Annotated in this window: 22 protein-coding genes and 1 tRNA gene; 12 read left to right on the top strand and 11 right to left on the bottom strand. The window is 65.8% G+C overall.

Annotation, left to right across the window (positions count from 1 at the left end):
- Positions 1-512 precede the first annotated feature (512 nt).
- Together ABZY45_RS20745 and ABZY45_RS20750 are read left to right on the top strand one after the other, a co-directional pair.
- The gene (locus ABZY45_RS20745; protein ID WP_356741840.1) at positions 513-2,039 is read left to right on the top strand and encodes an AAA family ATPase; all 1,527 of its coding nucleotides are present in this window, start codon (positions 513-515) and stop codon (positions 2,037-2,039) included.
- Positions 2,040-2,149: 110 nt separating this feature from the next.
- Complete coding sequence (locus ABZY45_RS20750; RefSeq protein ID WP_356741841.1) at positions 2,150-2,878, top strand: HNH endonuclease; 729 nt, start codon at positions 2,150-2,152, stop codon at positions 2,876-2,878.
- A gap of 96 nt (positions 2,879-2,974) precedes the next feature.
- Here the strand turns inward: ABZY45_RS20750 and ABZY45_RS20755 are convergent, their stop codons facing one another.
- The 7 genes from ABZY45_RS20755 to ABZY45_RS20785 all read right to left on the bottom strand — a co-directional run bounded on the left by ABZY45_RS20755 (position 2,975) and on the right by ABZY45_RS20785 (position 10,584).
- A complete protein-coding gene (locus ABZY45_RS20755; RefSeq protein ID WP_356741843.1) occupies positions 2,975-4,408 on the bottom strand; it encodes a hypothetical protein in 1,434 nt (477 codons plus the stop codon).
- 10 nt (positions 4,409-4,418) lie between these two features.
- On the bottom strand, positions 4,419-6,521 hold the full coding sequence (locus ABZY45_RS20760) for a DUF87 domain-containing protein (RefSeq protein WP_356741845.1): 2,103 nt from the start codon (positions 6,519-6,521) through the stop codon (positions 4,419-4,421).
- Positions 6,522-6,670: 149 nt separating this feature from the next.
- The gene (locus tag ABZY45_RS20765; RefSeq protein WP_356741847.1) at positions 6,671-7,570 is read right to left on the bottom strand and encodes a DNA adenine methylase; all 900 of its coding nucleotides are present in this window, start codon (positions 7,568-7,570) and stop codon (positions 6,671-6,673) included.
- Positions 7,571-8,512: 942 nt separating this feature from the next.
- Positions 8,513-8,821, bottom strand: a complete 309-nt coding sequence (locus tag ABZY45_RS20770; RefSeq protein ID WP_356741849.1) for a hypothetical protein — start codon at positions 8,819-8,821, stop codon at positions 8,513-8,515.
- Positions 8,818-9,561 carry a GntR family transcriptional regulator gene (locus tag ABZY45_RS20775; protein WP_356741851.1) on the bottom strand — a complete coding sequence of 248 codons (744 nt, stop codon included), beginning with the start codon at positions 9,559-9,561 and terminating at the stop codon, positions 8,818-8,820. The genes ABZY45_RS20770 and ABZY45_RS20775 overlap by 4 nt, the downstream gene beginning before the upstream one ends.
- On the bottom strand, positions 9,558-9,782 hold the full coding sequence (locus tag ABZY45_RS20780; RefSeq protein WP_356741854.1) for a hypothetical protein: 225 nt from the start codon (positions 9,780-9,782) through the stop codon (positions 9,558-9,560). Before ABZY45_RS20780 ends, ABZY45_RS20775 begins: the two co-directional genes overlap by 4 nt.
- A gap of 523 nt (positions 9,783-10,305) precedes the next feature.
- A complete protein-coding gene (locus ABZY45_RS20785; protein WP_356741855.1) occupies positions 10,306-10,584 on the bottom strand; it encodes a hypothetical protein in 279 nt (92 codons plus the stop codon).
- A gap of 78 nt (positions 10,585-10,662) precedes the next feature.
- On the opposite strand from ABZY45_RS20785, the gene ABZY45_RS20790 reads away from it, so the two are divergent.
- Positions 10,663-11,418, top strand: a complete 756-nt coding sequence (locus ABZY45_RS20790; RefSeq protein ID WP_356741856.1) for a GntR family transcriptional regulator — start codon at positions 10,663-10,665, stop codon at positions 11,416-11,418.
- 151 nt (positions 11,419-11,569) lie between these two features.
- Here the strand turns inward: ABZY45_RS20790 and ABZY45_RS20795 are convergent.
- Positions 11,570-11,656: transfer RNA gene (locus tag ABZY45_RS20795), tRNA-Ser, on the bottom strand.
- Positions 11,657-11,714: 58 nt separating this feature from the next.
- Positions 11,715-13,202: a trypsin-like peptidase domain-containing protein gene (locus ABZY45_RS20800; RefSeq protein ID WP_356741858.1), complete on the bottom strand. Its 1,488-nt coding sequence runs from the start codon at positions 13,200-13,202 to the stop codon at positions 11,715-11,717.
- A 198-nt stretch (positions 13,203-13,400) separates the two neighbouring features.
- On the opposite strand from ABZY45_RS20800, the gene ABZY45_RS20805 reads away from it, so the two are divergent.
- The 3 genes from ABZY45_RS20805 (at position 13,401) to ABZY45_RS20815 (ending at position 16,065) form a co-directional block, all read left to right on the top strand.
- A complete protein-coding gene (locus ABZY45_RS20805) occupies positions 13,401-14,228 on the top strand; it encodes a glycerophosphodiester phosphodiesterase (RefSeq protein WP_356741860.1) in 828 nt (275 codons plus the stop codon).
- Positions 14,229-14,410: 182 nt separating this feature from the next.
- The gene (locus ABZY45_RS20810) at positions 14,411-14,974 is read left to right on the top strand and encodes an ATP-binding protein (protein WP_356741861.1); all 564 of its coding nucleotides are present in this window, start codon (positions 14,411-14,413) and stop codon (positions 14,972-14,974) included.
- A gap of 125 nt (positions 14,975-15,099) precedes the next feature.
- A complete protein-coding gene (locus ABZY45_RS20815; protein WP_356741863.1) occupies positions 15,100-16,065 on the top strand; it encodes a DUF5926 family protein in 966 nt (321 codons plus the stop codon).
- A 739-nt stretch (positions 16,066-16,804) separates the two neighbouring features.
- On the opposite strand, the gene ABZY45_RS20820 is transcribed toward ABZY45_RS20815, so the two are convergent.
- Entirely contained in the window at positions 16,805-17,488 is a 684-nt protein-coding gene (locus ABZY45_RS20820; protein ID WP_356741865.1) for a bifunctional DNA primase/polymerase, read from the bottom strand.
- 601 nt (positions 17,489-18,089) lie between these two features.
- Between ABZY45_RS20820 and ABZY45_RS20825 the strand changes: the two genes are divergently transcribed.
- Together ABZY45_RS20825 and ABZY45_RS20830 are read left to right on the top strand one after the other, a co-directional pair.
- Positions 18,090-19,514, top strand: coding sequence for a PP2C family protein-serine/threonine phosphatase (locus ABZY45_RS20825; RefSeq protein ID WP_356742077.1), 1,425 nt, complete (start codon positions 18,090-18,092; stop codon positions 19,512-19,514).
- Between the two features lie 98 nt (positions 19,515-19,612).
- Complete coding sequence (locus tag ABZY45_RS20830) at positions 19,613-21,076, top strand: aminopeptidase P family protein (protein ID WP_356741867.1); 1,464 nt, start codon at positions 19,613-19,615, stop codon at positions 21,074-21,076.
- 61 nt (positions 21,077-21,137) lie between these two features.
- On the opposite strand, the gene ABZY45_RS20835 is transcribed toward ABZY45_RS20830, so the two are convergent.
- A complete protein-coding gene (locus tag ABZY45_RS20835) occupies positions 21,138-21,695 on the bottom strand; it encodes an ATP-binding protein (RefSeq protein ID WP_356741868.1) in 558 nt (185 codons plus the stop codon).
- A 260-nt stretch (positions 21,696-21,955) separates the two neighbouring features.
- On the opposite strand from ABZY45_RS20835, the gene ABZY45_RS20840 reads away from it, so the two are divergent.
- From ABZY45_RS20840 to ABZY45_RS20855, 4 genes are all read left to right on the top strand, one after another.
- Entirely contained in the window at positions 21,956-22,762 is an 807-nt protein-coding gene (locus ABZY45_RS20840; protein WP_356741869.1) for a hypothetical protein, read from the top strand.
- Between the two features lie 104 nt (positions 22,763-22,866).
- Positions 22,867-23,598, top strand: coding sequence for a YcnI family protein (locus ABZY45_RS20845; RefSeq protein WP_356741871.1), 732 nt, complete (start codon positions 22,867-22,869; stop codon positions 23,596-23,598).
- 45 nt (positions 23,599-23,643) lie between these two features.
- Positions 23,644-24,300: an SCO family protein gene (locus tag ABZY45_RS20850; protein WP_356741872.1), complete on the top strand. Its 657-nt coding sequence runs from the start codon at positions 23,644-23,646 to the stop codon at positions 24,298-24,300.
- The gene (locus ABZY45_RS20855) at positions 24,297-24,743 is read left to right on the top strand and encodes a copper chaperone PCu(A)C (protein ID WP_356741874.1); all 447 of its coding nucleotides are present in this window, start codon (positions 24,297-24,299) and stop codon (positions 24,741-24,743) included. The genes ABZY45_RS20850 and ABZY45_RS20855 overlap by 4 nt, the downstream gene beginning before the upstream one ends.
- Positions 24,744-24,754: the final 11 nt, after the last annotated feature.

The raw sequence follows: 24,754 nt of genomic DNA on the forward strand, positions 1-24,754 counted from the left end.
GCCCGACCCCCGGCCGGGCCTGCGCTCCTGTCTCCGCCTCGCTCCATCCCGGCCGGCGCCCGTGCCGCTCAGAGGGATTAGCCGCCTGACGGCAGAAAAGGGGTACGTCGTGGCTGGGGCGGTCGGCTCCACGGCTTTAGGCAGCCACTTTGGCGCGAGCCTCGAAGATCATGGCCCCAACGTCGTGCTTTACCGGGCAGGTCCACAGACTGCCCGATGCGCCGGAAGCTTACGGGGCCATGCTCACTCGCGCCAAAGCAGCTCCAGCCCAAAGCCGCTCCACCGACCGCGAGCGTCGGTGCAGGGCATCGACGCCATTCCCAGAGAACGAAACTTCTTCGGGACGACCTTGGGGTATCACTGCCCGCAACCGCAACGTGCCCGCTCAAACGACCGAGCGGTAATCTGCGTTGGGCACTCGCACGCGCCAGCGCCTTCGACCGAACGTGGAGATCGGGCCTGCCACCACCATACGGTCCGTGGTTCGCCCGACGTAACTAGGAGTTACCTGGATGAGCTTCACGTTCAAGCTAGTTGAACCGCAAAGTGCGGTCGGAGAAGCACCAGGCGCCTACTTGCTCCCGGAACAATGGGATGATTTCGGATTTCAGACACTATTCGAACTAAAGATACGCATCACTCAAGGTGGTCAAATTGCCAAAATAGGGCGCCTTCGAATTGCACACCCCGGAATGCAGAGCGATGACCTGCCAGACATCCTCTCAACCCGCGAACAACTCGACGAAACATTCGATCGACTACCTCAAGGGTACTTTAGTCTCGGCGTCGACGATTCCTACTATTCCAATCTAAACGAGCTGCCGAATGAAATCCGACACAACCTTTTCCGCGGGTTGAATGATCTTGCATTTAATACTCATCTCTGGCGCCGGGTTCGAGATACGCGCGTTTTGCAACAATCCGTCATGCGCGGAATTGAGAACCGCGAGGCAGAAATCGATCGCCTAGCTAAGATCGCCTATGGGCGAGCCAGGACAGTTCAATATGAGTGGACATTTGAAGCCAAACCAATTGGCGCCTCCAATTCCATTAATCTCCGCTTTGCGGTGGACCCTCACTCCGATCCGCCATCAAATGTTTACGCGCTGATCGGTCGCAACGGCGCCGGGAAAACTAGAATCCTGCATCAACTAGCGGGTAAAGTTTCCAGGAGCGCGGCAATTATCTCGGACTTGAGCGATGATACCGCGGAGCCAATGAATGTCGTCGCCGTATCATTCAGCGCCTTTGACACTCTCTTCGCCAGCGACACGCGCACCTCGACACTGCTCCCGTTTAAATACGTTGGGCTTCACGCAAGCGGGAATAGGGGAACTTTCCTAAAGCCAGAGGCAGATCAGAAGCGGGAATTTGTAGAAAGTTTTGAAATCTGCATGATCGGCACGAGACGGCAGCTGTGGCTACAAGCTATGCATACCCTCAACTACGCAGGATCTGGATTCCTTGAGGGTCGGGAGGATCTGCTGCTGCGAGTCAGTGAAGGCGAACCGATCAATGAGGTTGCCGCAGAAGCTGAGGAGTTGCTAGAAGAGCTAAGTTCAGGGCACAGAATGGTCTATCAGACGATGACCCATTTGGTCGCAAGCGTCACGGAACGGACTCTCGTCCTTATCGACGAACCGGAAACACACCTTCACCCGCCCCTACTGTCAGCATTGGTTAAGAGCATCTCGGATCTTCTACGGGACAGAAACGGCATGGCTCTGCTCGCGACACACTCTCCTGTGGTTCTCCAGGAAATCCCTCGCAAGTGTACTTTCGTGCTCCGCCGGCACGGCCGAAGGCTGCGGGCTGATCCCCCGGAGATCGAGACGTGGGGCGAGAATGTGGGTGATCTAACTCGTTCCGTCTTCCACCTTGAGGTAACCGCAACTGGTTACTACCGGCGGCTTGCTGAAATGGTTGACTCCGGGGCAAGCTACGAGGAAATTATCGACCGGTTCCATTCAATTGGAACCGAAGCACGTGCTCTTTTGCGCGCCCTGATCGCTGAGCGCCGCTCTGAACTTGAGGGCTAATGCTGCAACTTGACATTCCTGAGGTTACGGTCGCAGAAGCCGCGGCAGCGGTGACACTACGAATGCGACGTCAACCACACTCCAATAGGATTGACGCAAGAACGTCTGACATGAAAACGGCAGAGATGCTGTACCTCGCAGCCGGGCGTGACGGAACGTTGCACGATCTCAGCAGACAACTTCCTGCAACAGGGAGCGACGGAGAGTATCTAGAATTCGCGTACGACGGCGGCTTGGTAACTAGCAAGGCCGGCCGTGATATATATGATCAAATTCTGGAGGGTGCACCGTACGAGCGTTGCCCTTTGTGCGGGCGAGGGATCGCAACAACTCTCGACCACCAGCTACCTAAGAGTGAATACCCAATTCTGGCGATCACTCCAGCGAACTTGGTTCCGGCATGCAACAAGTGCAACCAAAGGAAGTCCAGTAAAGATCCTGCAGATGAAACCGAGACACTCCTACATCCCTACTTCGACAGCCTTGGAACGAGTCAATGGCTGGAGGCACGGATTCACGAGGATTCTCCAGCTCGTGCCGAGTATTTTGTTAGACCGGGTGGCGACTGGAGCGCTACTTTCACCGATCGGGTAGTACGACACTTTACGTTTTTTGAGCTGCGCCGACAGTACGCCCTTGCCGCGGCAGGGAAACTCGCGACTGACAGGATGCAGCACTCCGGCCTACTCAAACGTGCCGGGCCAGATGAGCTGCGCCTGCACCTACAGGAGGCCGCAGCGGGTTATTGGTCGACTGCGGGTAATACGTGGGAGGGCGCTCTCTGCAATGCCTTGGCTGATAGCCAATGGTATGTAAACGGCGGCATGAACAAAATTTAAATTCGGCATTTTCCCAGCTAATCAAACTAGCCAAGGAGAACGGGGACTTCGCACAGAATTAACTACACCCGATAGGTGTTACCTTTACCATCCCTGTTACCTATATTTGGGCGGCTTGAACCGACTCAGGCCAACGCTGTCTTGTGGCATTCCAAGGCTTCGTTGAGCAAGCAGCGTCAGGACGCTGCGACCAGTTCCCAAGGGAAGCGAAGAAGCCGAATGGGCGAGGGCGACAGGAATAACGGCGTTGGGATACAACTGGGTTTGCATGAGATCCAATGCCTCAAGGGTCGCTCTGAGCGTTGGATACGACTCGTATTTTTCGGATGGAACCTGGATGAAGCCGCCGGCGCTATCCCGTTGAGGTTTCTCGTACGGATGTCCCCCAGGAACTCGCGGAACCGTCACGACAAGTGACTCGCCGGTACTCGTCTTATAGATGAAGCGGCGACCGTAGAACTCATCCTTCCCATAGTGATGGTCGGGTTTTTGATTCGTTACATATCGATTGATATAAGGAGTATCCAGCATCATGACGTGCCCGTTTGGAATGTGACGCTCAATTACACGTGCGTGATCGGCGAAACGGCCGGACTTCTCAATTCCAACCAACAGAGGAGGCGCGATGTCGCGCCGATCCATGGCAACACAGAGTTGGGTCCAATACTCAAGGAACTTGGACTTCATGGGTGCGGCAGGACCGTAGACAGCCAATGGGCCGTCAGTAATAAAGATGCCTTGTGACAGCATCCGGGGTTCCACCCGATAGAAGCCGTCAATGTAGGAAATAAGTAGCAGGCGTTCAGCCATGTTCATGGCTCGCGTGAGAGTGAGTGCATTCTCCCCATCGTCAGTGAACTCCTCGTATCCGCGAAGTACATCTGTTGGGTAAAGCTTCTCCATGCAGTCCGGAGTCGTACATACGCCGCCTGAGGCCGTTACTCTTTGGTTTGACGCCCCGCAGGACGGGCATTTACTCAGGGTTAGAGACGAAGCCGGAGCACCGGGTTTGCCGTGGATGGTCATGAGGGCATCGGTAAGACTGAACGAATTACCGAAATCAGTGATCTCTGACTCGGCGAAACTCCTGTCGAACTCCGCGCGCCAGGATTCTCGCCCAGTGACCCCTTTGAGGAAAACGTTGGAGCCGGGGAGGACGCTGTTCACCGTCTGCGTTATCTGTGCACGTTCCAGCTGACGCGCATTAACAAGTCCTGAGCTGTTGGCCCCTAGAAACTTCAAGATGTCGACGTAGACGCCGGCGATCTGGATATATCCAACACGGACCGACGGGTACCCTGGGCGAGCCTCAACTTCCTGATTGGATCCGTCAAAGGCAATGGCAAATGTTGGATCGGGGCGGTCATCTCTGTTTAGACTCTCGAGTGAAGTGAGCCTTTCTGTGATATGAGCAGGATCACCTACCTCAAGGGCGGGGGTTTGCCAGCGCTCCATCGCTTCGCTGATCGCGGGACTGAGCGCAGTTTGTACATGGCCAATCCGTGAGGCCCGCTCTTGCTCGTAAGGCATTTCATCACCCTCAGGGATTGATAGGAGGAAGACCAGCCGCCTCGCGCGCACGGTTGATCATGGCGTGGTCAAACTTCGCGATCTGCACCGGAACGATGTACTTCCCTGAGAATGTCTTCATTCTGGCGTAGCCGCGATCCTCCACCTTCCGCAGGCCATCGGCAAAGACGGCAAAGTCGTAATAATGACTCAGTTCACGCGTCTCATTGTCAGAGTTCAGATGTGCCACCACCCAGTTCGAGGTGTTTGACAGAATTCGCTTGTCAATGCTCGTTACCTCTTGCGTCGCGTACACAAGGCCCATTTCGTACTTTGCGGCTTCTTTCGCGAGGCGCACCCAGGGGTCGTCCTTTACTGTGGACTTGCCCGCCTTAGTTCGATCAAAGAGGTTGTGCGCCTCTTCAACTACGATCTGAATTGGCGCATTTGGCAAGTTTGCCCTGAATCGCTGATTGGCGCGATCGATGAGTCGGAAAACCAGGCGCTCGGAAAGCATCGTGATGACTCGGTCACTCCCGACGGAGAGGTCAATAATTACCAACCTTCCTGCCACCAGGTCATCCCAAACTTTGTCAGCTAGGTCACCGCGACTCGCGGGGTCATGAAAGTCAACCAGTGTCCTAATTCGGTTGATTACCGCGCTTCCGACCCTGGCGTCGAATACGGCCAGCACCGCCATGAAAGGATCGCAGTTTTGCCACGTGGCGGCATTCACTTGCTTATATTGGGGCGGCACATCGTCGTTCACGACCTCTGCTATGCGTTCCGATAGCCACGTAACAACCGTCTTGGCCTCCGCGGGGGAATGGACAGCACAGAGACCATTGTTGGAATTTACCAACTCAAGGATGCCCGGTCGGTCCTTTTCAAACGCGGCCCGGGTGGCCTTATCCATTTTGAAACGAAGAGTAAAACCTGGTGCAGACCCTGAGTAACTCGCCTTGGCAAGCAGGGCATAGAATGCAAGTTTGCCCCTTTGGACATCGCAAAGGCTGTCGTAATATTCGCGCTCGCCAGCAGGTCCGACGGGATAGTCGTCACGATCGGGTTCCAGCAGCCGAGCTGTCTTGAACGCGTTAGCATACGACGCGCTCATGTCCGCAAGTGAATCCCCCAGCATCTCCCATACCATGGGAAACTCATTCGTGTCATGAAAATTCACAGCCAGGGGGAATTCCTGGCTATCGTTGGGATCGGGCTTCATCTTGTAGATCCGGACGCGATCGCCGCCGATACCCAGCAACCGAAGGCCGGTTTTGTCCTGCTCGTTTACGTTGGCGTATTCACCCTGTGGATCAAAAATGAGCTGACCGATGTTCTTTCGAGTACGTGCTGCATGTTCGAAGACGGCCGTGCAAAGGGTTTTATTGGTATTCGACTTACCCACACGCGTCATACCTAGAACCGCGGTCTTTCGCGAAATGAAGTCGGTTACGCGAACCTTCACGGGGACGTTGTCCATCTTTGCAGCTACCGCGCGGCGGCGCGTGGAAGAGAAACGGACAACGCCAATGTCGATCAGGTCAGGCTCTTCTCTTTTCTCGATCTCGTCCGATGTTCTGTCAGGATAAGAGGCGATGAAAGAGAGCACTTCCTCTGAGGGGAGGTATACAAAATAGCGGGCACCCGAGTACACGTTGTCAATATCGGCGCCCCACTGTACATACGGCTGACGCGCAACCAAATCCGAGTAGAAGGTCCCAAGTACCTCGCAGTCAAAAGCGGACATCTCGATCTGGCTTGAGGTCAGGTTATCGATCACGGCTTCCGGTCGCTGATCGCGAACATCTGCGGTGCGCATGGCCGCGAGCCGCGTGGCGATCAATTCGCTCTCATTGGGCAGCGCAGCGGTTCCCCGGACGCGGAGCAAGATAACTTCATCTTCGTCTAGCGGGGCATTCGTCTCTTTAGTAGGCACCGTGGCTGCCGCCAAGAGGAAGCCGTTGCGGGGGATACCACCCGCTTCCCTCTTTACGAAGTCGTCGGTGATGACGATGGCCTTGTCATAGTCAAGGTGGTAGATCCCGCCCAGCCTCTTAGCGCCATCGAGTAGCGCCGTCAACGGGTTCCCGCCAGCTGTGGCTGCTCCAGCAATACCCGATAGCCTGGTCATGTGCCCTCCCCTAGAGCTAGGTCCGGCCTGCCTGCCAGACAGAACCGCGCCTGCGCAGTCTTGACCTGACGCCGGCATAGCGCCCCTGTGACTGCGACGTCTTCACGTCGAACGCCGTGGGGTCCCGGTTGAGGTTAGTCCAACTCGCGCTAGCTGGCGGGCTCTTTTAGATCTAGGACTCTGTAGTCGTCCGAGGGCGGGATCGTTGAGAGGTTCGTCACGAGCAACTCGTCCTTGACAGTGCGCTTTTCGGAACCCGCCGCGGTGTACCTGTGAGAGACGTGCAACGTCGTCTGCCCCTGCTGACCGCCGTAGAGGTCGCGTACCACTCCATGGTCGTCGTAAGACAGTAGCCAGCGATAATGAGTGTCTGCCAGCAGAGCCGAGGCGAGGGCCCCGTGCTCCCCGCTGTCAAACGACCACTCGTACAACCACAGGGCCTTGTCTACGTACGGTGGATCCAAATAGACGACCACTTCGCGATCTTCGAGGAACCTGAAGCGTTCAGAGACCCTCTGTAGAGTAGTTCGCCAGTCAGCCTGCCAGACATCCAACAACCGTCCTGTCGCAGCCAGTTCGGCTACCCCATTGATCCTTCGTGTCAGGCCCTCCAGGCCGAACCGGCAGTCAATCGTGTACTTCGATACTTGAGCACGCCCACCGATGGGTCCCGCCCGGCCGTGGAGGATCCCCGAGAAGGTCGTGCGATTCAAGAAGAGGCACTTAAGAGCACGATCTCGTCGGCTGCGAGGGCTGGCGGCACGCCAACGGTCCCACTCCTCGACCGTTATCGTCAGCTCATGCATGGAAGAGATCAGCCACGACGCATCGAAGGCGGCTGTTTTCCAGAAGGCGGCAACCAGCGGGTCGACGTCTGCCAAGATGCCGTGCTCGGCCACTCCTGCGCCGAGTAGCCTCAAGGTCGTCGTCGCGCCTCCGCAGAATGGCTCCACGAGCAGGCGTGGGGGAGGGATGTTGGCGGCGATGAGGCCCTCGATGACAGGTACCAACTGACGCTTGGCGCCCGGATATCTAAGAGGGCTGATCACGGAGCGATTGAAGAGTGACTGATCAACAAGGGGCTCAGGCTTGTCCAACACCGCTTCCGCCGGCCACGAACTGCGGCGGCGTGTGACACCTCGCTTTATCCCCATCGGATCCTCTCTACCTCCAGGCCCATGACGAACCAACCAGTCTCGTCTACACGGTTACTGTAGCGGTCTTCCAGCGTTCGCCCAGGTCAGATGCTTAATTTCGCGGCCGCCTGGACCTCCAGGCAGCTTCGTCGGGTGTCGCAGCCTCCGAGCTCCGCAGCCAGTGCCCTGCGCGACGCCCTTACGTAGCCCCCTCGAACCACGCGGAGACCGCCCCGGCGAGCCGCGCCAGAGTCGAACTTTCCCATTCGGCAGATGAGAGAGCTCCCAAGGAAGGTGACCAGGTGTCGTGAACTACCTGTGGACTGAGTTCAGCCGATTGGCTGCCCGCCTAGCCCTGACCAGCAGCATCTCCTGAGAGCCAAGCGGCCTCCGGAGCCGTGTGCTACTCAGTCGGCAAGCCAGAAGGCAGCACCGGAGAAGAGGCAGCGTGTTCGGCGCGGACCGCCCTCCAGCTCTCGCCGGCAACGTCCACGACACGAACGCTCCAAATTGCAAGCGCGGAGCATGGTGCAGCCCAGGAGCACTCTCCCCGCGCCGATGCTGTGTCCGTGCGGTGGTGGTCTTCCGCCCACGGGCCCATCGAAGCATGAGTGTCTAACTGGGTGACAACGCCGACAAACATCAGCGGACGAGGGCGTACGGTTGCGGACCTTCAGCGCAGGCGAGAGCAACACCAGCCCAAGCCACCGCCCCCACCCAAGTTGCTTCGGGGCGGAGCAGTCCTCAGAACGCCCAAGGTCGACGTAAGCCAGCCGGCAAAGTGAGAAGCCCATGGCATCTGATCCGGTCAGAGCCATGAGCCTCTCTTGCCGTGCAGGTCGGCGGGGCCGCATATCAATGGGCGGACTCATGCGGATCGCACGTTGCCCGGAGGTGGCCGCGGTTCGCTGCGACGCGGTAGACGTCCCGTAGAGCCCCGGTCAACTCTTTGACCAGGCACCGCATGTCATCGAGTGACATCTCCTGGTTGTCGAGAGCCTCTGAGGCTTCGTCCAACAGTTCGCTCGCCGTCCCGAGTTGCATCGCTTCGATGCCGTCCGCGAGGCGGGACATGTATCCGTCCGGGTCGTCGGTGCTCAGGTAACAGGGCTTGTCCCCCGGGCCCGACCACGGGAGGAGCCGAAGCTCGTTCGGTGTCGTCATCCTTGGTTTGGCCTCTCCTTGAGCACGTGGTGGGCGGTGAAGACGGCATCGACCCGGTCTCCCGGAAAGGCCAGAAGCGCGGCTTCAACGACGCGGCCCGTGGAGTCGGTGGCGATGCGGGTGATCGCGAGTACGGCCGTGGTGGATCCGATCCGGAGGGCCGAGGCTTCGTCCGGTGTGGGAGAGCGGGCGGAGACCGTCTCTCGGATGGTGGCCGGCGACGGGCCGAGGACGGCGAATCTCGTGGCGGCCTCCCGGCACACGGAGTCGTCGTCGAGGACTCCGGCCGGGGCCAGGTCGCGCGGGATGTAGATGCGGGCCAGGCCGTGCGGCGACCCCTGTTCCCGGCTGAGACAGGTGTACTCCGCGAGAGGGCTGCCCGTTGGCACCTTCAGCAACGTCGTCAGGTGCACGGAGGCCGGAACCGTGGTGCTGCGAACCGTGATGCGCAGCGTTGGCTCAGCGGCGGTCCAGGGGTCCAGCGTGCCCCAACCTCCGACGTACATGATCTTGCGGCGGGGGTGACGTACGTAGTTGCCCTTGCCGTGGATCTTCTCGACGAGTCCTTCCCCCTGGAGCACGGCGAGAGCGCGTCGCAGGGTCACCGTGCTGACCCTGTACCGGGCGGCAAGACCGGCTTCGGACGGGAGGCGGTCGCCAGGCTTGATGCTGCCCGTCATGATCTGGTGGCGTAGGTCGTCAGCGATGTCGTGATGGCGTCGAGGCACTGAGCCGGTCACCGCCTTCTCCGCAGACGCAGGGCGATGAGCCGGGTACGCGCATGTATGGCCAGCAGTTCACCTGATTCAAAGACCAGTTGCTTAGCCCCCTGGGGGAGCTGGAAGAGGTCTCTCACTCGGCAGGCCTGGCCGCCGAGTTGGATGATGTCGCCGCGCTGCACGGTTGCCGCGGTGACCTCGACGGGGGAGGCCAGCGCACCGACGGGGGCTCGGTCCCTCACGCCGGCACCTCCACGTGCACCGACGAGTCTGGGGTCGAGTGGCACGGGCAGTCACACACCTCGTAGATCACCGGTACGTCAGTCGGCGCCAGAGACGGGGAGGGCTCGATGCAGGAGTGGTGCGTTCCGATCCAGCAGGCGATCGAGCGGTAGGGGACGGGAGCTGTGCCCGTGGGGTGTGGTTGTCGGCGAGGTGGCATCAGTGGGCCCCCGCGAGGGCTGACCAGGCCTCGGCCGTCAGGTGCGGAGCGACGAGCACCGTGCGCGTCCGTACACGCTCTTCCCACGCCAGCAGGTACGGACGGACAAGCGCGACATCCTCGCCCCTCAGCGGGTAACGGTGAACCGCGCCGGCCGAAGCCCGGCCGAGGGCGGTGCCCGACGCTTCAGCGGGCGCGAGGCGAGTGGGAGCGGCCAGCGGCCGGGAGGGCGTTAAGGGGCTGCGGTGCCGGCCCTTGGGGAAGTACCGCTCTCTGGTGCGCGAGGCAGCACGGCGGATACGGTTGAGCATGCTGTTCAGCTCCTATCGCTGATAGCCCGGTCCCCCGACGTCGCCTGTCGTGGGGACCGTTTTGCGTACGACCGCCCATAAGGTGCGGCCGTTCAAGCTGGTGGCCAGGAGTCCGAATCGATCGGCCACGGCCACCGCGTCCAGGACCTCCCGCCATGACTCGGCGGAGAGCGTGTCCGGTACTTCCGCTTCGACCGTCGTGAACCGGGTGTGCTCCTCCACGCGCGGGCGGAGGCCAGCAGCAGACAAGCGGGCAGCGAGAGCCGCCGCAGTCACTCCCGAAGCGGACACAGCGCAGCCTCCGTCACCAGCGATCACTTTCAGTGAAGCTAGTTAACTAGGTTAGAGCTAGTGGACTAGATTTTCTATATGTCTGAGCAACCGCCGTATCTCCGCATCGCCGACGAACTCCGGCAACGCATCGCGGAGCACGTCTGGGAACCAGGTGACCGCCTCCCCTCCCGCGCCCAGATCGGCCAGGAGTGCGGCGTCGGCGAGAACGTGGTGCGCCGGGCACAGGAGCTGCTGATCTCCCAGGGAGTGCTGGAGGGCCGGGCCGGATCGGGCACCTACGTCGCCGAGCCCCGGCAGCGTGTGAGAGTCGTCCGGTCAACCGCCCGCGAGCAGCCCAGCGGCTCACCGTTCCGCCAGGACATGAAGGCCCTCGGCAGGCAGAGCGACTGGGAGAGCCGGACCGAGGCGAAGGTGCTGGCTCCAGCGGAGATCGCCGCGCGGCTGGGGATCGCCGAAGGCGAGTTGTGCGTGCGGACGACGTACGAGTTCCTGGCAGACAGCAGGCCCGTGCAGCTGTCGACGAGTTGGGAGCCCTACGACCTCACCGCCGGCACTCTCGTCGTCCTCCCCGAAGGAGGACCGCACGCCGGGGCAGGTGTCGTGAACCGCATGGCCGCGATCGGAATCACCGTCAGCCATGCCGTGGAGCAGCCGGAGCCACGGCAGGCAACCGCCGCGGAGGCATCACTACTCGGCATCCAGAAAGCCGCGCTCGTGACGCACATCCGGCGGACGTATTACAGCAACCAGGGCCGTCCCGTGGAGACGGCGGACATCGTGGTGCCCGCAGCCCACTGCGAGATCGTCTACGAGATCCCGATCAGCCGCTGACGAGCTGCCCCGGCACCTCCAAAGCCGTGCCCCCCGCGTGCCCCATCCGTGCCCGATAGACCGGGAAACCAGGGGGAACAGCGGTGTCCGGAAGGGAGCGGGCATGGGAGAGGCCCCCGACCATACGTACTGGTCGGGGGCCTCTCGCCTGCGGTGGGTGTGGGATTTGAACCCACGGTCACATCGCTGCGACGACGGTTTTCAAGACCGTTCCCTTAGGCCGCTCGGGCAACCCACCCCGCATCGGCGCCGTGGCCGTGACCGGTCCGGCGTGATGCGTGGAACAGCCTAGCCGGTCAGCTGTCGCCCTTGCGCTCGCCCAGGGTGAGTTCGGCCGTCGCGGTCTTGCCGTCGCGCTCGTAGGTGAGCGTGACCTTGTCACCCGGCTTGTGCGTCCAGATCTCACCGATCAGGGTCGGCCCGCTGTCGACCACGGTGTCGTTGAACTTGGTGATCACGTCGCCGGCCTTCAGGCCCGCCTCGGCCGCCGGGCCGTTCGGGGTGACGGCCGGGGTACCGCCCGCGCCCTCGTCCGAGATGACGGCGCCGCCGGTCTTCTCCTCCATCGTCACCGTCGCACCGATCACCGGGTAGACCGGCTGGCCCGTCTTGATCAGCTGTTCGGCGACGTTCTTGGCCTGGTTGATCGGAATCGCGAAGCCGAGGCCGATGGAGCCTGCCTGGGACTGGCCCGCGCCGCTGCCGCTGGTGGACTGGATGGCCGAGTTGATGCCGATGACCGCGCCGCCCCCGTCCAGGAGCGGCCCGCCGGAGTTGCCCGGGTTGATGGAGGCGTCGGTCTGGAGCGCGCTCATGTAGGAGTTCGTGTTGCTCGAACCGTCGCCCGAGGCCACCGGGCGGTCCTTCGCGCTGATGATGCCGGTGGTCACCGTGTTGGAGAGACCGAACGGAGCGCCGATCGCGATGGTGGAGTCGCCCACCGCGACCTTGTCCGAGTTGCCCAGTGCGAGCGGGGTCAGCCCGTCGGGGGCGCTCTTCAGCTTGAGCACGGCCACGTCGTAGCCCTGCGCCCGTCCGACCACCTCGGCGTCGTACTTCTTGCCGTTGGAGAAGGTCGCGGTCAGCTGACCGCTGTCCGCCGCTGAGGCCACCACGTGGTTGTTCGTGAGGATGTGGCCCTCCTTGTCGTACACGAAGCCGGTACCCGTGCCGCCCTCGCCGTCGCCGGACTGCGCGTCGATGGTGACCACGCTGGGCAGCGCGTTCGCCGCGACGCCCGCGACCGTGCCGGCCGCGCGCTTGAACTCCCTGGGACTGTCGGAGGCCGAGATCGTGGTGGACCCGGAGGAGTCGCTGTCGTTGCTGTCGGCAGCCCAGTAACCGAGCGCTCCGCCCACCCCACCCGCGACCAGTGCCGCGACCGCCACGGCGGCGACGAGTCCTCCCGCGCGGCGCTTGCGCGGGGACTCCGGTTCCGCCGCGTGCGCCGGGGCGCCCCAGGCCGGCGGGCTGCCGCCGTCGGCGTACGACGGGATGGCCGGCGGGGGCGGCGGCCAGGCGGCCGAAGCGGCCGGCGGCTGCTCCGGCGCGGGGGGCGCGTAGGGCTGCTCGTGCTGGGAGAAGGACCCGGCGCCTTCCTGGTACGTCGCGGCCGGGACCTGCGTCGTCGGCGCGTCCGTGGGCGCGGCCGGCGGGACCTCGGGGGCGGGCCGGTTTCCCTGCGGGGAGCCCTCGGGAGCGGCAGCCGGCACGGGAGGCGCGGTCGGAACAGACGGTACGGACGGAACCGCGTCGTTCTCGTGGCCCTCGTTCTCGGTGCTCACAGCTCTTTACTCCTCGGTTCCACTCGGCATTCGGCAAGAGATCCGCTGTGCACGTGTCTGCGGTCAGCTTTTCCCACAGCACGTCAGGCCACTGTAAGCAGGACCTGTGCATCCGCACACCAATCTTTACATCAGGCAAAACGGTCCTACGCAACAAGGGTCTCAGCACCCGACGCGTCGCGGTGACACCATGTCGCAGTGACCCACGCACGCCTACCCTCCGAACAGCCCGGCATCCAGGTCGTCGCGCACCGCGGGGCCTCGGACGACGCCCCCGAGCACACCCTGGCCGCCTACCGGAAGGCCATCGAGGACGGGGCGGACGCCCTGGAGTGCGATGTGCGCCTCACCGCCGACGGGCAGCTCGTCTGCGTGCACGACCGCAGGGTGAACCGCACGTCGAACGGCCGGGGCGCCGTCTCCGCCCTGGAGCTGGCAGATCTGGCAGCCCTCGACTTCGGTTCCTGGAAGGACCGCGAGGAGTCTCCCGACTGGGATCCGGTTCCTGGCGAGCTCACCTCCGTACTCACCCTGGAGCGGCTCCTGGAGCTGGCGCACGACGTCCGGGCGAGCGGGCGGCCCCTCCAGCTGGCCATCGAGACGAAGCACCCCACCCGCTGGGCCGGCCAGGTCGAGGAACGCCTCCTCCATCTGCTGAAGCGGTTCGGCCTGGACGATCCACCGGCCGACGGGCCGTCCCCGGTGCGTGTGATGAGCTTCTCCGCACGGTCCCTCTACCGCATCCGGGCGGCCGCCCCGACCCTGCCCACGGTCTTCCTGATGCAGTTCGTCTCCCCGCGGCTGCGAGACGGGCGGCTCCCCGCCGGCGCCAGGATCGCCGGTCCGGGGATGCGGATCGTACGCAACAACCCCGCGTACATCGAGCGCCTGCACCGCGCGGGCCATCGTGTGCACGTCTGGACCGTGAACGAGCCGGAGGACGTGGAACTCTGCGCCGCCCTGGGCGTGGAGGCAATCATCACGAACCGCCCCAAACAAGTGCTGTCACAACTTGGCCGTTCTTAACATCAGTTACGGGGGGTGCACCGGCGCATTCGCTCCGCAATCGATCGTTACGAGTGCATCACTGACTGTGCCGTGGCCGGTTTCCGGCGCAGTCCAGGAGGGCATCCAATCCGTGGCGTGGGGCGAAGGAGGTCTCGGGGGTGGCGTTTGTGGTGGCACAGGAAGTGCCGACGTCGTCGAGCATGGCCGTACCCCATGGCCCTGCGGGCGTGGGGCGGGCGCGGCACCGTATGCGCGAGCAGCTGCGCAGCAACGGGGTCTCGGACACCGTGGTCGACGACGCTGTACTGATCCTGTCCGAGCTCCTCAGCAATGCCTGCCGGCACGGCAGACCGCTGGGACAGCACTCGGACATGGGTGACGGCGATGTCCGCGCCGCGTGGCGCGTGGACGGAAGAGGCGATCTGACCGTCGAGGTCACGGACGGCGGGGGACCGACCCGGCCGGTTCCGGCCACCCCGTCGGTGACCGCGCGGGGCGGGCGGGGGCTCAACATCATCAGCACCCTGGCCCAGGAGTGGGGCGTGCGCGACGACACCGCGGGTGAGGTCACGGTCTGGGCCCTGGTCTCCGCGGCCCACGGACACCGGGACTTCCCGGCGACGTCACCCGAGCGCGTGACACCCGTGAGCCGTGGGCGGGCCGGGCTGGACGGGCTGGGCGGACCGATCGGTTTCGGCTCACTCGACGGGCTGGACCTCACCGAGGCCCTGGACGCCCTCGACGCCTTCGACGACGCGGGCTGAGAGCGGAAAGGGCACGGCGAGAAGGGGCGGAGTGCGAGCCACCACGGCGCGTGGGCCCCGCCGCCGACGGGGACGGCTAGGCTCGCGCCCGAGACCGCACTGTCGCAATCGGGAGAACGCCCACCATGGCCAAGAAGCGCCCTCAGTCCAAGGCCGGAAAGCCGCAGCTCAAGGATGGTGAGATCCCGGTCGTAGGGGCTCGTGAGCCCTGTCCGTGCGGTTCGGGCCGTCGCTACAAGGCATGTCACGGCCGTGCTGCGGCCCAGGCCGTGACCGAGCTGGTCCAGCGTCCTTTCGAGGGACTCGCCGGAGAGTGCGACTGGATCGCCCTGCGCGAGCTGGTGCCCGCCGCCACCGTCGAGCTGGCGCTCAAGGGCGGCCGGCCCGAGGGTGTTCCCTCCGTGGCGCTCGCGACCGTGCTCCCCATGGCGTGGCCTGCGCTGCGCCGCGACGACGGCTCCGTCCTGCTCGCCCTGCAGAACGACACCTCCTCCGGCGACCTGAGCCGCGATCTCGCGGACACCCTGCAGCGCGCTCTGGAGGCGGAGCCGGGTTCGCCCGTGACCGCGCGCCGGGTACCCGCCGACGGCCCGCGCCTGCAGGATCTGCTCGACCCCGAGGGGGCGTTCGAGCCGGTCGTGCACGCGGGCTTCGAGTTCTGGGTGCCGGACGCGGAGAACGCGACGCCGGAGGTGTCCGCCTCCCTGGAACGCGCCAACGCGGCGGCCATCCCCACCACCCGGCTCTCCGGCGTGGACGCGGCCTACTGGTGCGAGACGCCCGAGAAGAACCACCTGCGCTGGGTCATGCCCCACCCCGAGGAGCAGCTCCTCGACGCCCTCGCCAGGCTGCACGCGGCAGGAGCGTCCTCACTCGGTGAAGGCACCCGCCTGGTGGGCTCGTTCCGCGCACACGGCCTCATGGTGCCCGTCTGGGACCTGCCGACCGGAATGGGTGCCGAGGAGTGCGAGAAGCCCGCGGCGCAGTTCGCCGAGCGGCTCGCCGAAGCCCTCGCGTCGAACGCTCCGCTCACGGGTGAGGAGCGCCGGGCGCGCGGCGGGCTCACCAACCGCCAAGTGACGCTCAGCTGACAGTGACGAGAGCCGCCCTGCCGTCGTGACTCCCGTCACAGCGCCTCATACTCGCCGGTAAATACCTGTCCGAATAGGCGAGATCGAATTTGCTAACGGCAGATCTCTTGTTACGGTTCTGGAAGCCCGGTCGCTGGTGCATCCCCCGTCGCCAGCGGCCGGGCGTTCTCGTTTCCGGGTGTCGGACGACCAGGGCGCACGCCGGAGCGCGTAGCGGACGCAGAGCCGCGGCGAGCGCCAGGCTCCCGCTCTCGCCCCCACCCCTCCCGCGCCACAGGTCCACGCCTCGACGGTCCTTCGTGCGCCCCGCCCCGCCAGACGCCCCAGAGGGGCGCGCACCCCTCGGAGCGCGCCGACCGCCGGAGCCGTCCGCTTTCGGACAGAAATCCGCGATGCGCTTCCGGCCTCCCGAATGCGACAGCCGCACCTCGGAAAACATTCGCACCCGCATCACCCCGCGCACCGCTCACGCAATCTGCGGAAAGGCCATCAGAAGGCCTGCCGTCAGGGGCCTTTGTGCGGAATGAATTGCGCCCGTACCGGCGTCTACGCGTGCCCGATTCCGTACCGATTCACCGACGGCCGATCCATGGACGGCCGAGGGTGGACGGCAGGCGCGCACAGCCTCGGCCGGTCAGCGCTTGACCGGACTCGCGCGATACCCGAACCGGCTTCGCGAGCACGCGAGCCGATTCGGTCCGTACGCAAGCCAATTCGGTCAGCATCCGGGCGGACCCGGTCAGTACGTGAGTCTGCTGCCGCCGTCCGGCGCGCTGTTGCTCGCCTCGACCAGCGCGTCCAGGACGGATTCCACGTCCGGGAGCCACGGCGCGCGGTCCCCGGCCGCCGGAGCGCGCTCCCAGCGCACCTGCCCCGTGCCGATCTCGGAAGGGGGCAGGACGAGATAGCCGCCCTCCCCGTGGAACCGCAGGGAGCTGGGCACCCGGTCCTGCGCATGCAGCAGCTCGCCGAGCCGCTCCAGGGTGTACGGGGCGACCAGCAGTGACCATCGGGTGGGGGTCGCCACCACAGGGCCGAGCCGCAGCCCCATCGCGTCGAGCGCGGCCAGCGCTCTGGCGCCCGCCACGGCCGGCAGGCTCAGCGCACAGGGCGCCCGGCCGCCGGTGGCGAGGACGACGGGTGCGGCGGGCCGGTTGGTCCACCACCAGCGCACCATCCGCGCGTCGGTGGTCGCCGCGAGGAGACCGGGGTCGAAGGGGTGTGCGCCGGGCACGGCGCACTCGGGGTCGGGACAGGCGCAGTCACGGCCGCGTTCGCCGCGTACGCCTGTGGTCGCCAGCCCCGCTCCGGGGAGGACGGGCCATTCCCAGGCGGTGGCGCAGGTCAGTGCCGCGTCGAGCCGGGCGGAACTTGCCTTGCGCCGGGGCCGGTGCCTGCGTCGCCTTCCGAGGATCTCGCGCATGAGCGCTCGTTCCTTTCCGTTGAACGCCGAGGTCCACATCACACCACGTGCTCGTTACACCACGTGTGTGTCTCTTCGCTGTGCGTGCTTGCTCATCGGGCTTGCGGCGCGGACGAGTAGCCGTGCCGAGCATGAGCTGAGCCGAGCAGAGTGGAACCGAACAGAATGGAGCTGAGCCGAGTCGAACCGAGTCGCACCGAACCGAGTCCAGTCAAAACATCGCGCGGCCGGCGTGCGCATCGGCGCGTGCCGCCCCTGGTGCAACCCCGCCACTCGGGGTGGGTGGGCGGCCGTCATCGGTAGGGACGTTCGGGCGCGCTGTCGGGTTCCTGGAGCAGTCACAACTGCCCCTGGCCATCCACGATTACGTACCCAGCATGCCCGGGATGACGCTCCCTCCGGCATTTCACCCCGAGGGTCCCCGCTGTCGAGCCGCCCCCAGTCGACCGCAAATAGCCGCCCAGGGGTGCACTTTTTGGCCAAGTTACCTGTCCCACGGACACCATAAATATCGTAAGGACAATACTGGACATCCCCTTCCTTGTGCGTGTACATGTGGGTGCGTGTACATGTGGTTGCACCGATAGCGGCGCAGAACGACATGGGGGTTTGCGATGCTATTCGACACAACGCACTGGTCGGAAAGCCGACTGCCATGAGCGCCCCCCACCTTCCGAAAGTGGCTGGAATCGATCCCATGGTTCCCGTTTCAACGCACACTGCACTGCCTCCGGAAGGTGCGCTCTCCGCACCGGGAGCCTTCATCCAGGACCGGCTGGCGGGCTGGGTCTCCGACCTGACCACCCTGCACGAACTCACCGAGCGGCTGGCCGCGACGAGCACGCTGGACAGCGCCCTGAGCGAACTCCTGAACGCCGGAGCGGCCCTCGTCGGAGCCGGCCGGGGACTCCTCGTCCTCGAACCCGCTGACGGTGGCGGACCGTGCCGCACGATCGGGCTCGGCCTCACCCATGCCGACCTGGGGCACATCGAGACGGTGCCCCGCGGCGCCACCCCCTACGGCCGTTTCCTCGACGGACACGCGGGTGCCGACACCCCCCTGGCCAGTCCCGACATCCTCGGCGACACCGGCCTGGACCCCCGCTGCCGCGAGGTCGCGGCCCGGCTCGGTTACGCCGCCAGCTACTCACTGCCCCTGGCCACCGGGACCGCCGGACGCCTGGGTGCGGCCGTCTGGCTCTACGACGAACCGGCGGAGCCCCTGGAGCGCCAGTGCCACCTCGTCGGGGTGTACGGCCGCTACGCGGCGGAGCACCTGGCCCGGCTGCTCGAACTGGAGCGCGCCAGGGCGGACGCCGCCGTCATCGCCGAGGAACTCTTCCCCAGCCGGCTGCCCCGGGTTCCCGGAGTGCGGCTCGCCGCCCGCCACCGGGCCGCGCCCGGGGGCGGGGGCGACTGGTACGACGCGCTTCCTCTGCCGGACGACGCACTCGGCCTGGCCGTGGGCTCGGTCGGCGGCTCCGGACCGACAGCTCTGGCGGCCATGGGCAGACTCCGCGCCGGGCTGCGGGCCTACGCCGTGATGGAGGGCGAGGATCCCGTCGCCGTGCTCTCCGACCTGGAACTGCTGCTGAGGCTCACCGAACCCTCCCGCGCGGCGACCGCCCTCTACGCGTACTGCGAGCCCGACCGGCGCTCGATCGTGCTCGCGGGGGCCGGGCACACCCCGCCCCTGGTGATCGGCGACCGGCGCACCGAGTACGTGGAGACCTCCCTCTCCGCACCTCTGGGCATGCTGTCGTGCTGGGAGGCGCCCAGTGTGGAGTTCACGCCCCGCCCAGGAGAAACGGTGCTGCTCTACACCGACGGGCTGCTGCGCCGCACCGGCGACTCCATGGACCGGGCGTTCGCGCGGCTGCACGCGGCGGCGGCAGGGGTACCGAAGGCCGCACGGCGGGACCCGGGGGCCGTCGCGGACCACATCCTGCACACCGTCCTGCCCGAAGGCACGGACCGGAGCGACGGTACCGAGGACGTGGTCGTCCTGGCCGCGCGCTTCGACTGACGGGGCCTCGGGAGCTGTAAGAGGTCTTCCGGCCCTGGGCCCCCTTCCGTACGCCCGTACGATGGAGAAGGTCCAGTGTCGTACAAGGAGGACAAACCGTGTCTGAGGAGCTCATCCCGGAGACCCCGGAAGAAGCTGAAGCAGAGCCGATCAAGCAGCGGAAGAACGGCCTGTACCCGGGCATTTCCGATGAGCTCGCCGAGAACATGAAGTCCGGCTGGGCCGACACCGAGCTGCGCGGCCTGGAGCCGATCGCCCAGGCCGCGCACACCGCCGCCCGCCGCGCCGCGCTCTCCACACGTTTCCCCGGCGAGCGTCTGGTCATTCCCGCGGGCAACCTGAAAACCCGTTCCAATGACACCGAGTACGCCTTCCGCGCCTCGACCGAGTACGCCTACCTCACCGGCGACCTCACGCAGGACGGCGTCCTGGTGCTGGAGCCGGCCGGTGACGGCCACGAGGCGACCGTCTACCTGCTGCCCCGCTCCGACCGCGGGAACGGCGAGTTCTGGCTCGACGGCCAGGGCGAGCTCTGGGTGGGCCGCCGCAACTCCCTCACCGAGGCCGAGCAGCTGCTGGGCATTCCGGCGAAGGACGTCCGCGAACTCCCCGCCGCGCTGGCGGAGGCCACCGGCCCGGTGCGCAACGTCCGGGGCCACGACGCGGGCATCGAGTCCGCCCTGACCGACAAGGTCACCGCGGAGCACGACGAGGAGCTGCGCGTCTTCCTGTCCGAGGCACGCCTCGTCAAGGACGACTTCGAGATCGCCGAGCTGCAGAAGGCCTGCGACGCCACCGCGCGCGGCTTCGAGGACGTCGTGAAGGTCCTCGACAAGGCCGAGGCCACGAGCGAGCGCTACATCGAGGGCACGTTCTTCCTGCGCGCCCGCGTCGACGGCAACGACATCGGCTACGGCTCGATCTGCGCCGCCGGCCCGCACGCCACCACCCTGCACTGGGTCCGCAACGACGGCGCGGTCCGCCCGGGCGAGCTCCTGCTGCTCGACGCAGGCGTCGAGACCACCGAGCTCTACACCGCCGACGTGACGCGGACGCTGCCCATCAACGGCACGTTCAGCCCGCTGCAGCGCAAGATCTACGACGCGGTGTACGAGGCCCAGGAGGCCGGCATCGCCGCGGTGAAGCCCGGTGCCGCCTTCCGCGACTTCCACGACGCCGCTCAGCGGGTCCTCACCGAGAAGCTCGTCGAGTGGGGCCTGCTGGGCGACCTGACCGTGGAGAAGGTCCTGGAGCTGGGCCTGCAGCGCCGCTGGACGCTGCACGGCACCGGCCACATGCTCGGCATGGACGTTCACGACTGCGCCGTCGCGCGCACCGAGTCGTACGTCAACGGCATCCTGGAGCCCGGGGTCTGCCTGACCGTCGAGCCCGGCCTGTACTTCCAGGCCGACGACCTGACCGTGCCCGAGGAGTACCGGGGCATCGGTGTCCGCATCGAGGACGACATCCTCGTCACCGAGGACGGCAACCGGAACCTGTCGGCCGTGCTGCCGCGCCGCGCCGACGAGGTCGAGGCCTGGATGGCCGGGCTCAAGGGCTGACGACCGGAGCCCACTCACGGGGCCGCGGACGGCGGACCCGTGCGCCGGAAGGGCGCGCTGCTCAGGACACCATGAGCAGCGCGCCCTTCCGCCATTTCAGGACCTTGTCGAAGCTCACCACCGCGCCGCGCCCCGGACCGTTGCCGAAGTGGACGTGATCGGCGAGCTCCTCGATCAGGCAGAGCCCTCGGCCGCTCTCCGCCGTCGCCGGTGGATGCGGGTTCACGCGCGCGTGCGAGGACTCGTCCGCCGGATACCCGGCGTGCGGCTGTGCGGCGGTGCGAAGCGCGCGCCGGGTGGGGAACCCGGGCCCGGAGTCGGCGACTTCGATACGGCATTTCTCGCCGTCCAGATAAGCGGTCACCCGGTACTGCCCGCAGGCGCGCCCGGGCTGCTCGTCATCCGAGGGACCGGGCGCGGCATCCTGGGCACCACCCACGTCCTGTCGGTCGCCGCCGTGTTCGACGGCGTTCGCACAGGCTTCGCTGAGCGCGACCGAGAGGTCGTAGGAGATGTCCGGATCCACCCCCGCGGTCTCCATGGTCCCGAGCAGAAAACGACGGGCGAGCGGGACGCTCGCAGCTTCGCGCCGCAAATGGAGTGACCACCACATGCTCATGCTCCAGCCTCCTGGCTGCGGCTCGACATACCGTTACGTATTGCCTCGGGAGGCGCTTCGTAAGCACGGATCCGCTGTGACAGCGCTCATTCGGCGGATGCGAATATTCCGTTCGCGGGTGTATGCCCTGGTCCATATCCGGCATCAGGCCCCCCCTGAACAGGAGCAACACCCCCCGTTCACACCCCGATGGGGACGGATGCCGACCTTCCGGACCTGCCGTACGGGAACCGGGGGGCCAGTGGGATGATGGCCCGGCCATGTCTATGCCTGTCGCACGCGCCGGAGCCGGAATGCGGCTTCTGAGGACCGCGGTGTTCACCGCGGTCTGCGTCGTGCTGGCCGCCGCGGGGCACGGCATCGCGGGCGGTTCGGGTGTGTCCGGCTGGACCCTGCTCGCCGGTTTCCTCGGCGTCTTCGCCGTGTCGGCGGCACTCGCCGGACGTGAGCGGACCCTGCTCTCCATCACAGCCGCTCTGGCCGCCGGGCAGATCGCCCTGCACGTCCTCTTCGGAGCGGGGCGTCACACGGCCGCCACCGCCGCGGCATCCGGGGACGATTCGCTGATCCGGTTCGCCGCCGGACTCGTGTGCGGGGCGGGCCCCGCGCAGTTGAGCGTCGGCGAAGCCCACCGCATCGTGACCACCGCTGGCATCGACCCCACCACCGTCGCCCAGGGCCACACCCACCTGACAGCCGGTGCGTCCGATCCGGGGGCGCTGGCCACGGTGACGGCCTGCCTGCCCAGCCTGCCGATGTTCCTCGGGCACCTCCTCGCCGCCCTCGCCACCGGCTGGCTGCTGCGCCGCGGCGAGATCGCGCTCTTCCGGCTGGCCAAGCTCTCCGCCCAGGGCGGTCGGCAGCTCGCCGCCGGAGCCCGGCTGCGGGCGCTCCGGGCGGCCATGGCACTCGTACGCGCGCTGCGTGCGGGTCTTCCGGGGCGGCCCACGACCGGGCCGCGCCGCCCCCTTGAGGCCGTGGACGCTCCCACGCCCGCCTCCGGGGACCCTCTGCTGCACATGGTGATCAGGCGCGGGCCTCCGCCCGTATACGTACACGCAGCCTGACGCGACCCCTCCGCCGGGGACTCCGGTGAAGAGGTGGTCGTGATGCCGTCGCGCGTCCGCGCGCCGGACCACCTTTTCCTGTGTCCTGTGGAGTGATCCCTGCCATGAACGTTTCCCGTATCGCCATCGCCGCCGGTGTCGCCGCGTCCACCGTCCTGCTGCTCGCAGGCCCCGCCTCCGCGCACGTCAGCGTGCAGCCGCAGGGAGAGGCCGCCAAGGGCGGCTACGCGACCGTCAACTTCAAGGTCCCCAACGAGCGCGACGACGCCTCCACCGTCAAGCTCGAGGTCAGCTTCCCGGCGGACCACCCCCTGGCGTCCGTGAGCCCGCAGCCGGTGCCGGGCTGGAAGATCGCCGTCACCAAGAGCAAGCTGGCCGAGCCGCTCGACGTACACGGCAAGAAGATCACCGAGGCCGTCTCCAAGGTCACCTGGACCGCGGACGGCGACGGCATCGAGCCCGGCTACTTCGAACAGTTCCCGCTCTCGGTCGGACAGCTGCCCGAGGATTCCGACCAGCTGGTCTTCAAGGCCCTCCAGACGTACAGCGAGGGTGAAGTCGTCCGCTGGATCGAGGAGACCCCCGAGGGCGGCGAGGAGCCCGAGCACCCCGCCCCCGTCCTCGCCCTGACCGCAGGGACGGCCGACGCCCACGGCGCGGCGGCCGACGACAAGAGCGCTGAGACCGCACACGCGAAGGAGACGACGGCGTCCTCGGACGACACGGCCTCCTCGACGAGCGACAGCACCGCCCGTGTGCTCGGCATCGTCGGCATCGTCATCGGCGTCGCGGGCGTCGCGTTCGGCGTCCTCGCCGGCCGTCGCCGCGCCGCCTGACCCATCCCGCCCCGCACGTCATCACAGACCAGGAACCAGCTCTCCATGCACAGCAAGAAGAAGGTGCTGGCCGCGGCGCTCGCCGCCGTGGCCGCACTGACCCTTTCCGCCTGCGGCAGCGGCGGCGACCCGTCGGACACGTCCGTCGCCGAGGTCTCCGGCGCGACCGGCTCCAAGCCCGCGACCGTGCTCGACCAGCCGTTCACCAAGCCCGACCTCGTCCTCACGGACACCCACGGCAAGAAGTACGACCTGCGCGAGCAGACCAAGGGCAAGCCGACGCTCATCTACTTCGGCTACACCAACTGCCCCGACGTGTGCCCGCTGACCATGAGCAACATCGCGCTCGCCAAGCGGGCCCTGCCCCAGGCCGACCAGGACAAGCTCCAGGTCGTCTTCGTCACCACGGACCCCGAGCGGGACACCCCCGCGTCACTGGGCAGCTGGCTCAAGGCCCAGGATCCCGAATTCACCGGTCTCACCGGCGACTTCCCGACCATCCAGGCGGGAGCGCGGCAGATCGGCATCGGCATCGACCCGCCGAAGAAGGAGAAGGACGGCACGGTCGTCTCGATGCACGGCGCCCAGGTCATCGCGTTCTCCCCGAAGACCGACAAGGGTTACGTGCTCTACAGCGAGGACACCACGGCGGAGGACTACACCAAGGACCTCCCCAAGCTCGTCGAGGGGGAGACCCCGTGAACCGCCGCACCGCCGTCGCCGGCGCCCTGGCCCTCACCACCGGGCTGGCACTGACCGCGTGTTCCTCGGACAGCACACCGCGGCTGGAGGTGTCCGGCGCCTTCATGCCGCAGCCCGTCAGCGACATGGCGGCCGGCTTCCTCCTCGTGAAGAACAGCGGTGACGCCACCGACCGGCTGACCTCGGTGACCAGCGCTCTCTCGGACCACGTCTCGATCCACGAGACGGCGAACCGGACGATGCGCATGGTCTCCTCCTTCGAGGTGCCCGCCGGGGGCGAGCTCGACCTGGAACGCGGCGGCAACCACATCATGTTCACCGACCTCAAGAAGCAGCCCAAGCAAGGAGAGACGGTCTCCGTGGAACTGCACTTCGAGAAGGCCGACCCCATCACGGTCGACATTCCCGTGAAGGAGACCACCTACGACCCGAAGAAGCAGTGAGGTACTGACAC

Origin of the sequence: Streptomyces sp. NPDC006516 (assembly GCF_040611875.1) — a bacterium.
GTDB lineage: Bacteria > Actinomycetota > Actinomycetes > Streptomycetales > Streptomycetaceae > Streptomyces.

Excerpts from the sequence above, each read along its gene's own strand:
- ABZY45_RS20745 (WP_356741840.1), top strand. The coding sequence starts at position 513 with ATGAGCTTCACGTTCAAGCTAGTTGAACCGCAAAGTGCGGTCGGAGAA.
- ABZY45_RS20750 (WP_356741841.1), top strand. The coding sequence starts at position 2,150 with ATGAAAACGGCAGAGATGCTGTACCTCGCAGCCGGGCGTGACGGAACG.
- ABZY45_RS20755 (WP_356741843.1), bottom strand. The coding sequence starts at position 4,408 with ATGCCTTACGAGCAAGAGCGGGCCTCACGGATTGGCCATGTACAAACT.
- ABZY45_RS20760 (WP_356741845.1), bottom strand. The coding sequence starts at position 6,521 with ATGACCAGGCTATCGGGTATTGCTGGAGCAGCCACAGCTGGCGGGAAC.
- ABZY45_RS20770 (WP_356741849.1), bottom strand. The coding sequence starts at position 8,821 with ATGACGACACCGAACGAGCTTCGGCTCCTCCCGTGGTCGGGCCCGGGG.
- ABZY45_RS20790 (WP_356741856.1), top strand. The coding sequence starts at position 10,663 with ATGTCTGAGCAACCGCCGTATCTCCGCATCGCCGACGAACTCCGGCAA.
- ABZY45_RS20810 (WP_356741861.1), top strand. The coding sequence starts at position 14,411 with ATGGCCGTACCCCATGGCCCTGCGGGCGTGGGGCGGGCGCGGCACCGT.
- ABZY45_RS20815 (WP_356741863.1), top strand. The coding sequence starts at position 15,100 with ATGGCCAAGAAGCGCCCTCAGTCCAAGGCCGGAAAGCCGCAGCTCAAG.
- ABZY45_RS20820 (WP_356741865.1), bottom strand. The coding sequence starts at position 17,488 with ATGCGCGAGATCCTCGGAAGGCGACGCAGGCACCGGCCCCGGCGCAAG.
- ABZY45_RS20825 (WP_356742077.1), top strand. The coding sequence starts at position 18,090 with ATGGGGGTTTGCGATGCTATTCGACACAACGCACTGGTCGGAAAGCCG.
- ABZY45_RS20835 (WP_356741868.1), bottom strand. The coding sequence starts at position 21,695 with ATGAGCATGTGGTGGTCACTCCATTTGCGGCGCGAAGCTGCGAGCGTC.
- ABZY45_RS20840 (WP_356741869.1), top strand. The coding sequence starts at position 21,956 with ATGTCTATGCCTGTCGCACGCGCCGGAGCCGGAATGCGGCTTCTGAGG.
- ABZY45_RS20845 (WP_356741871.1), top strand. The coding sequence starts at position 22,867 with ATGAACGTTTCCCGTATCGCCATCGCCGCCGGTGTCGCCGCGTCCACC.
- ABZY45_RS20850 (WP_356741872.1), top strand. The coding sequence starts at position 23,644 with ATGCACAGCAAGAAGAAGGTGCTGGCCGCGGCGCTCGCCGCCGTGGCC.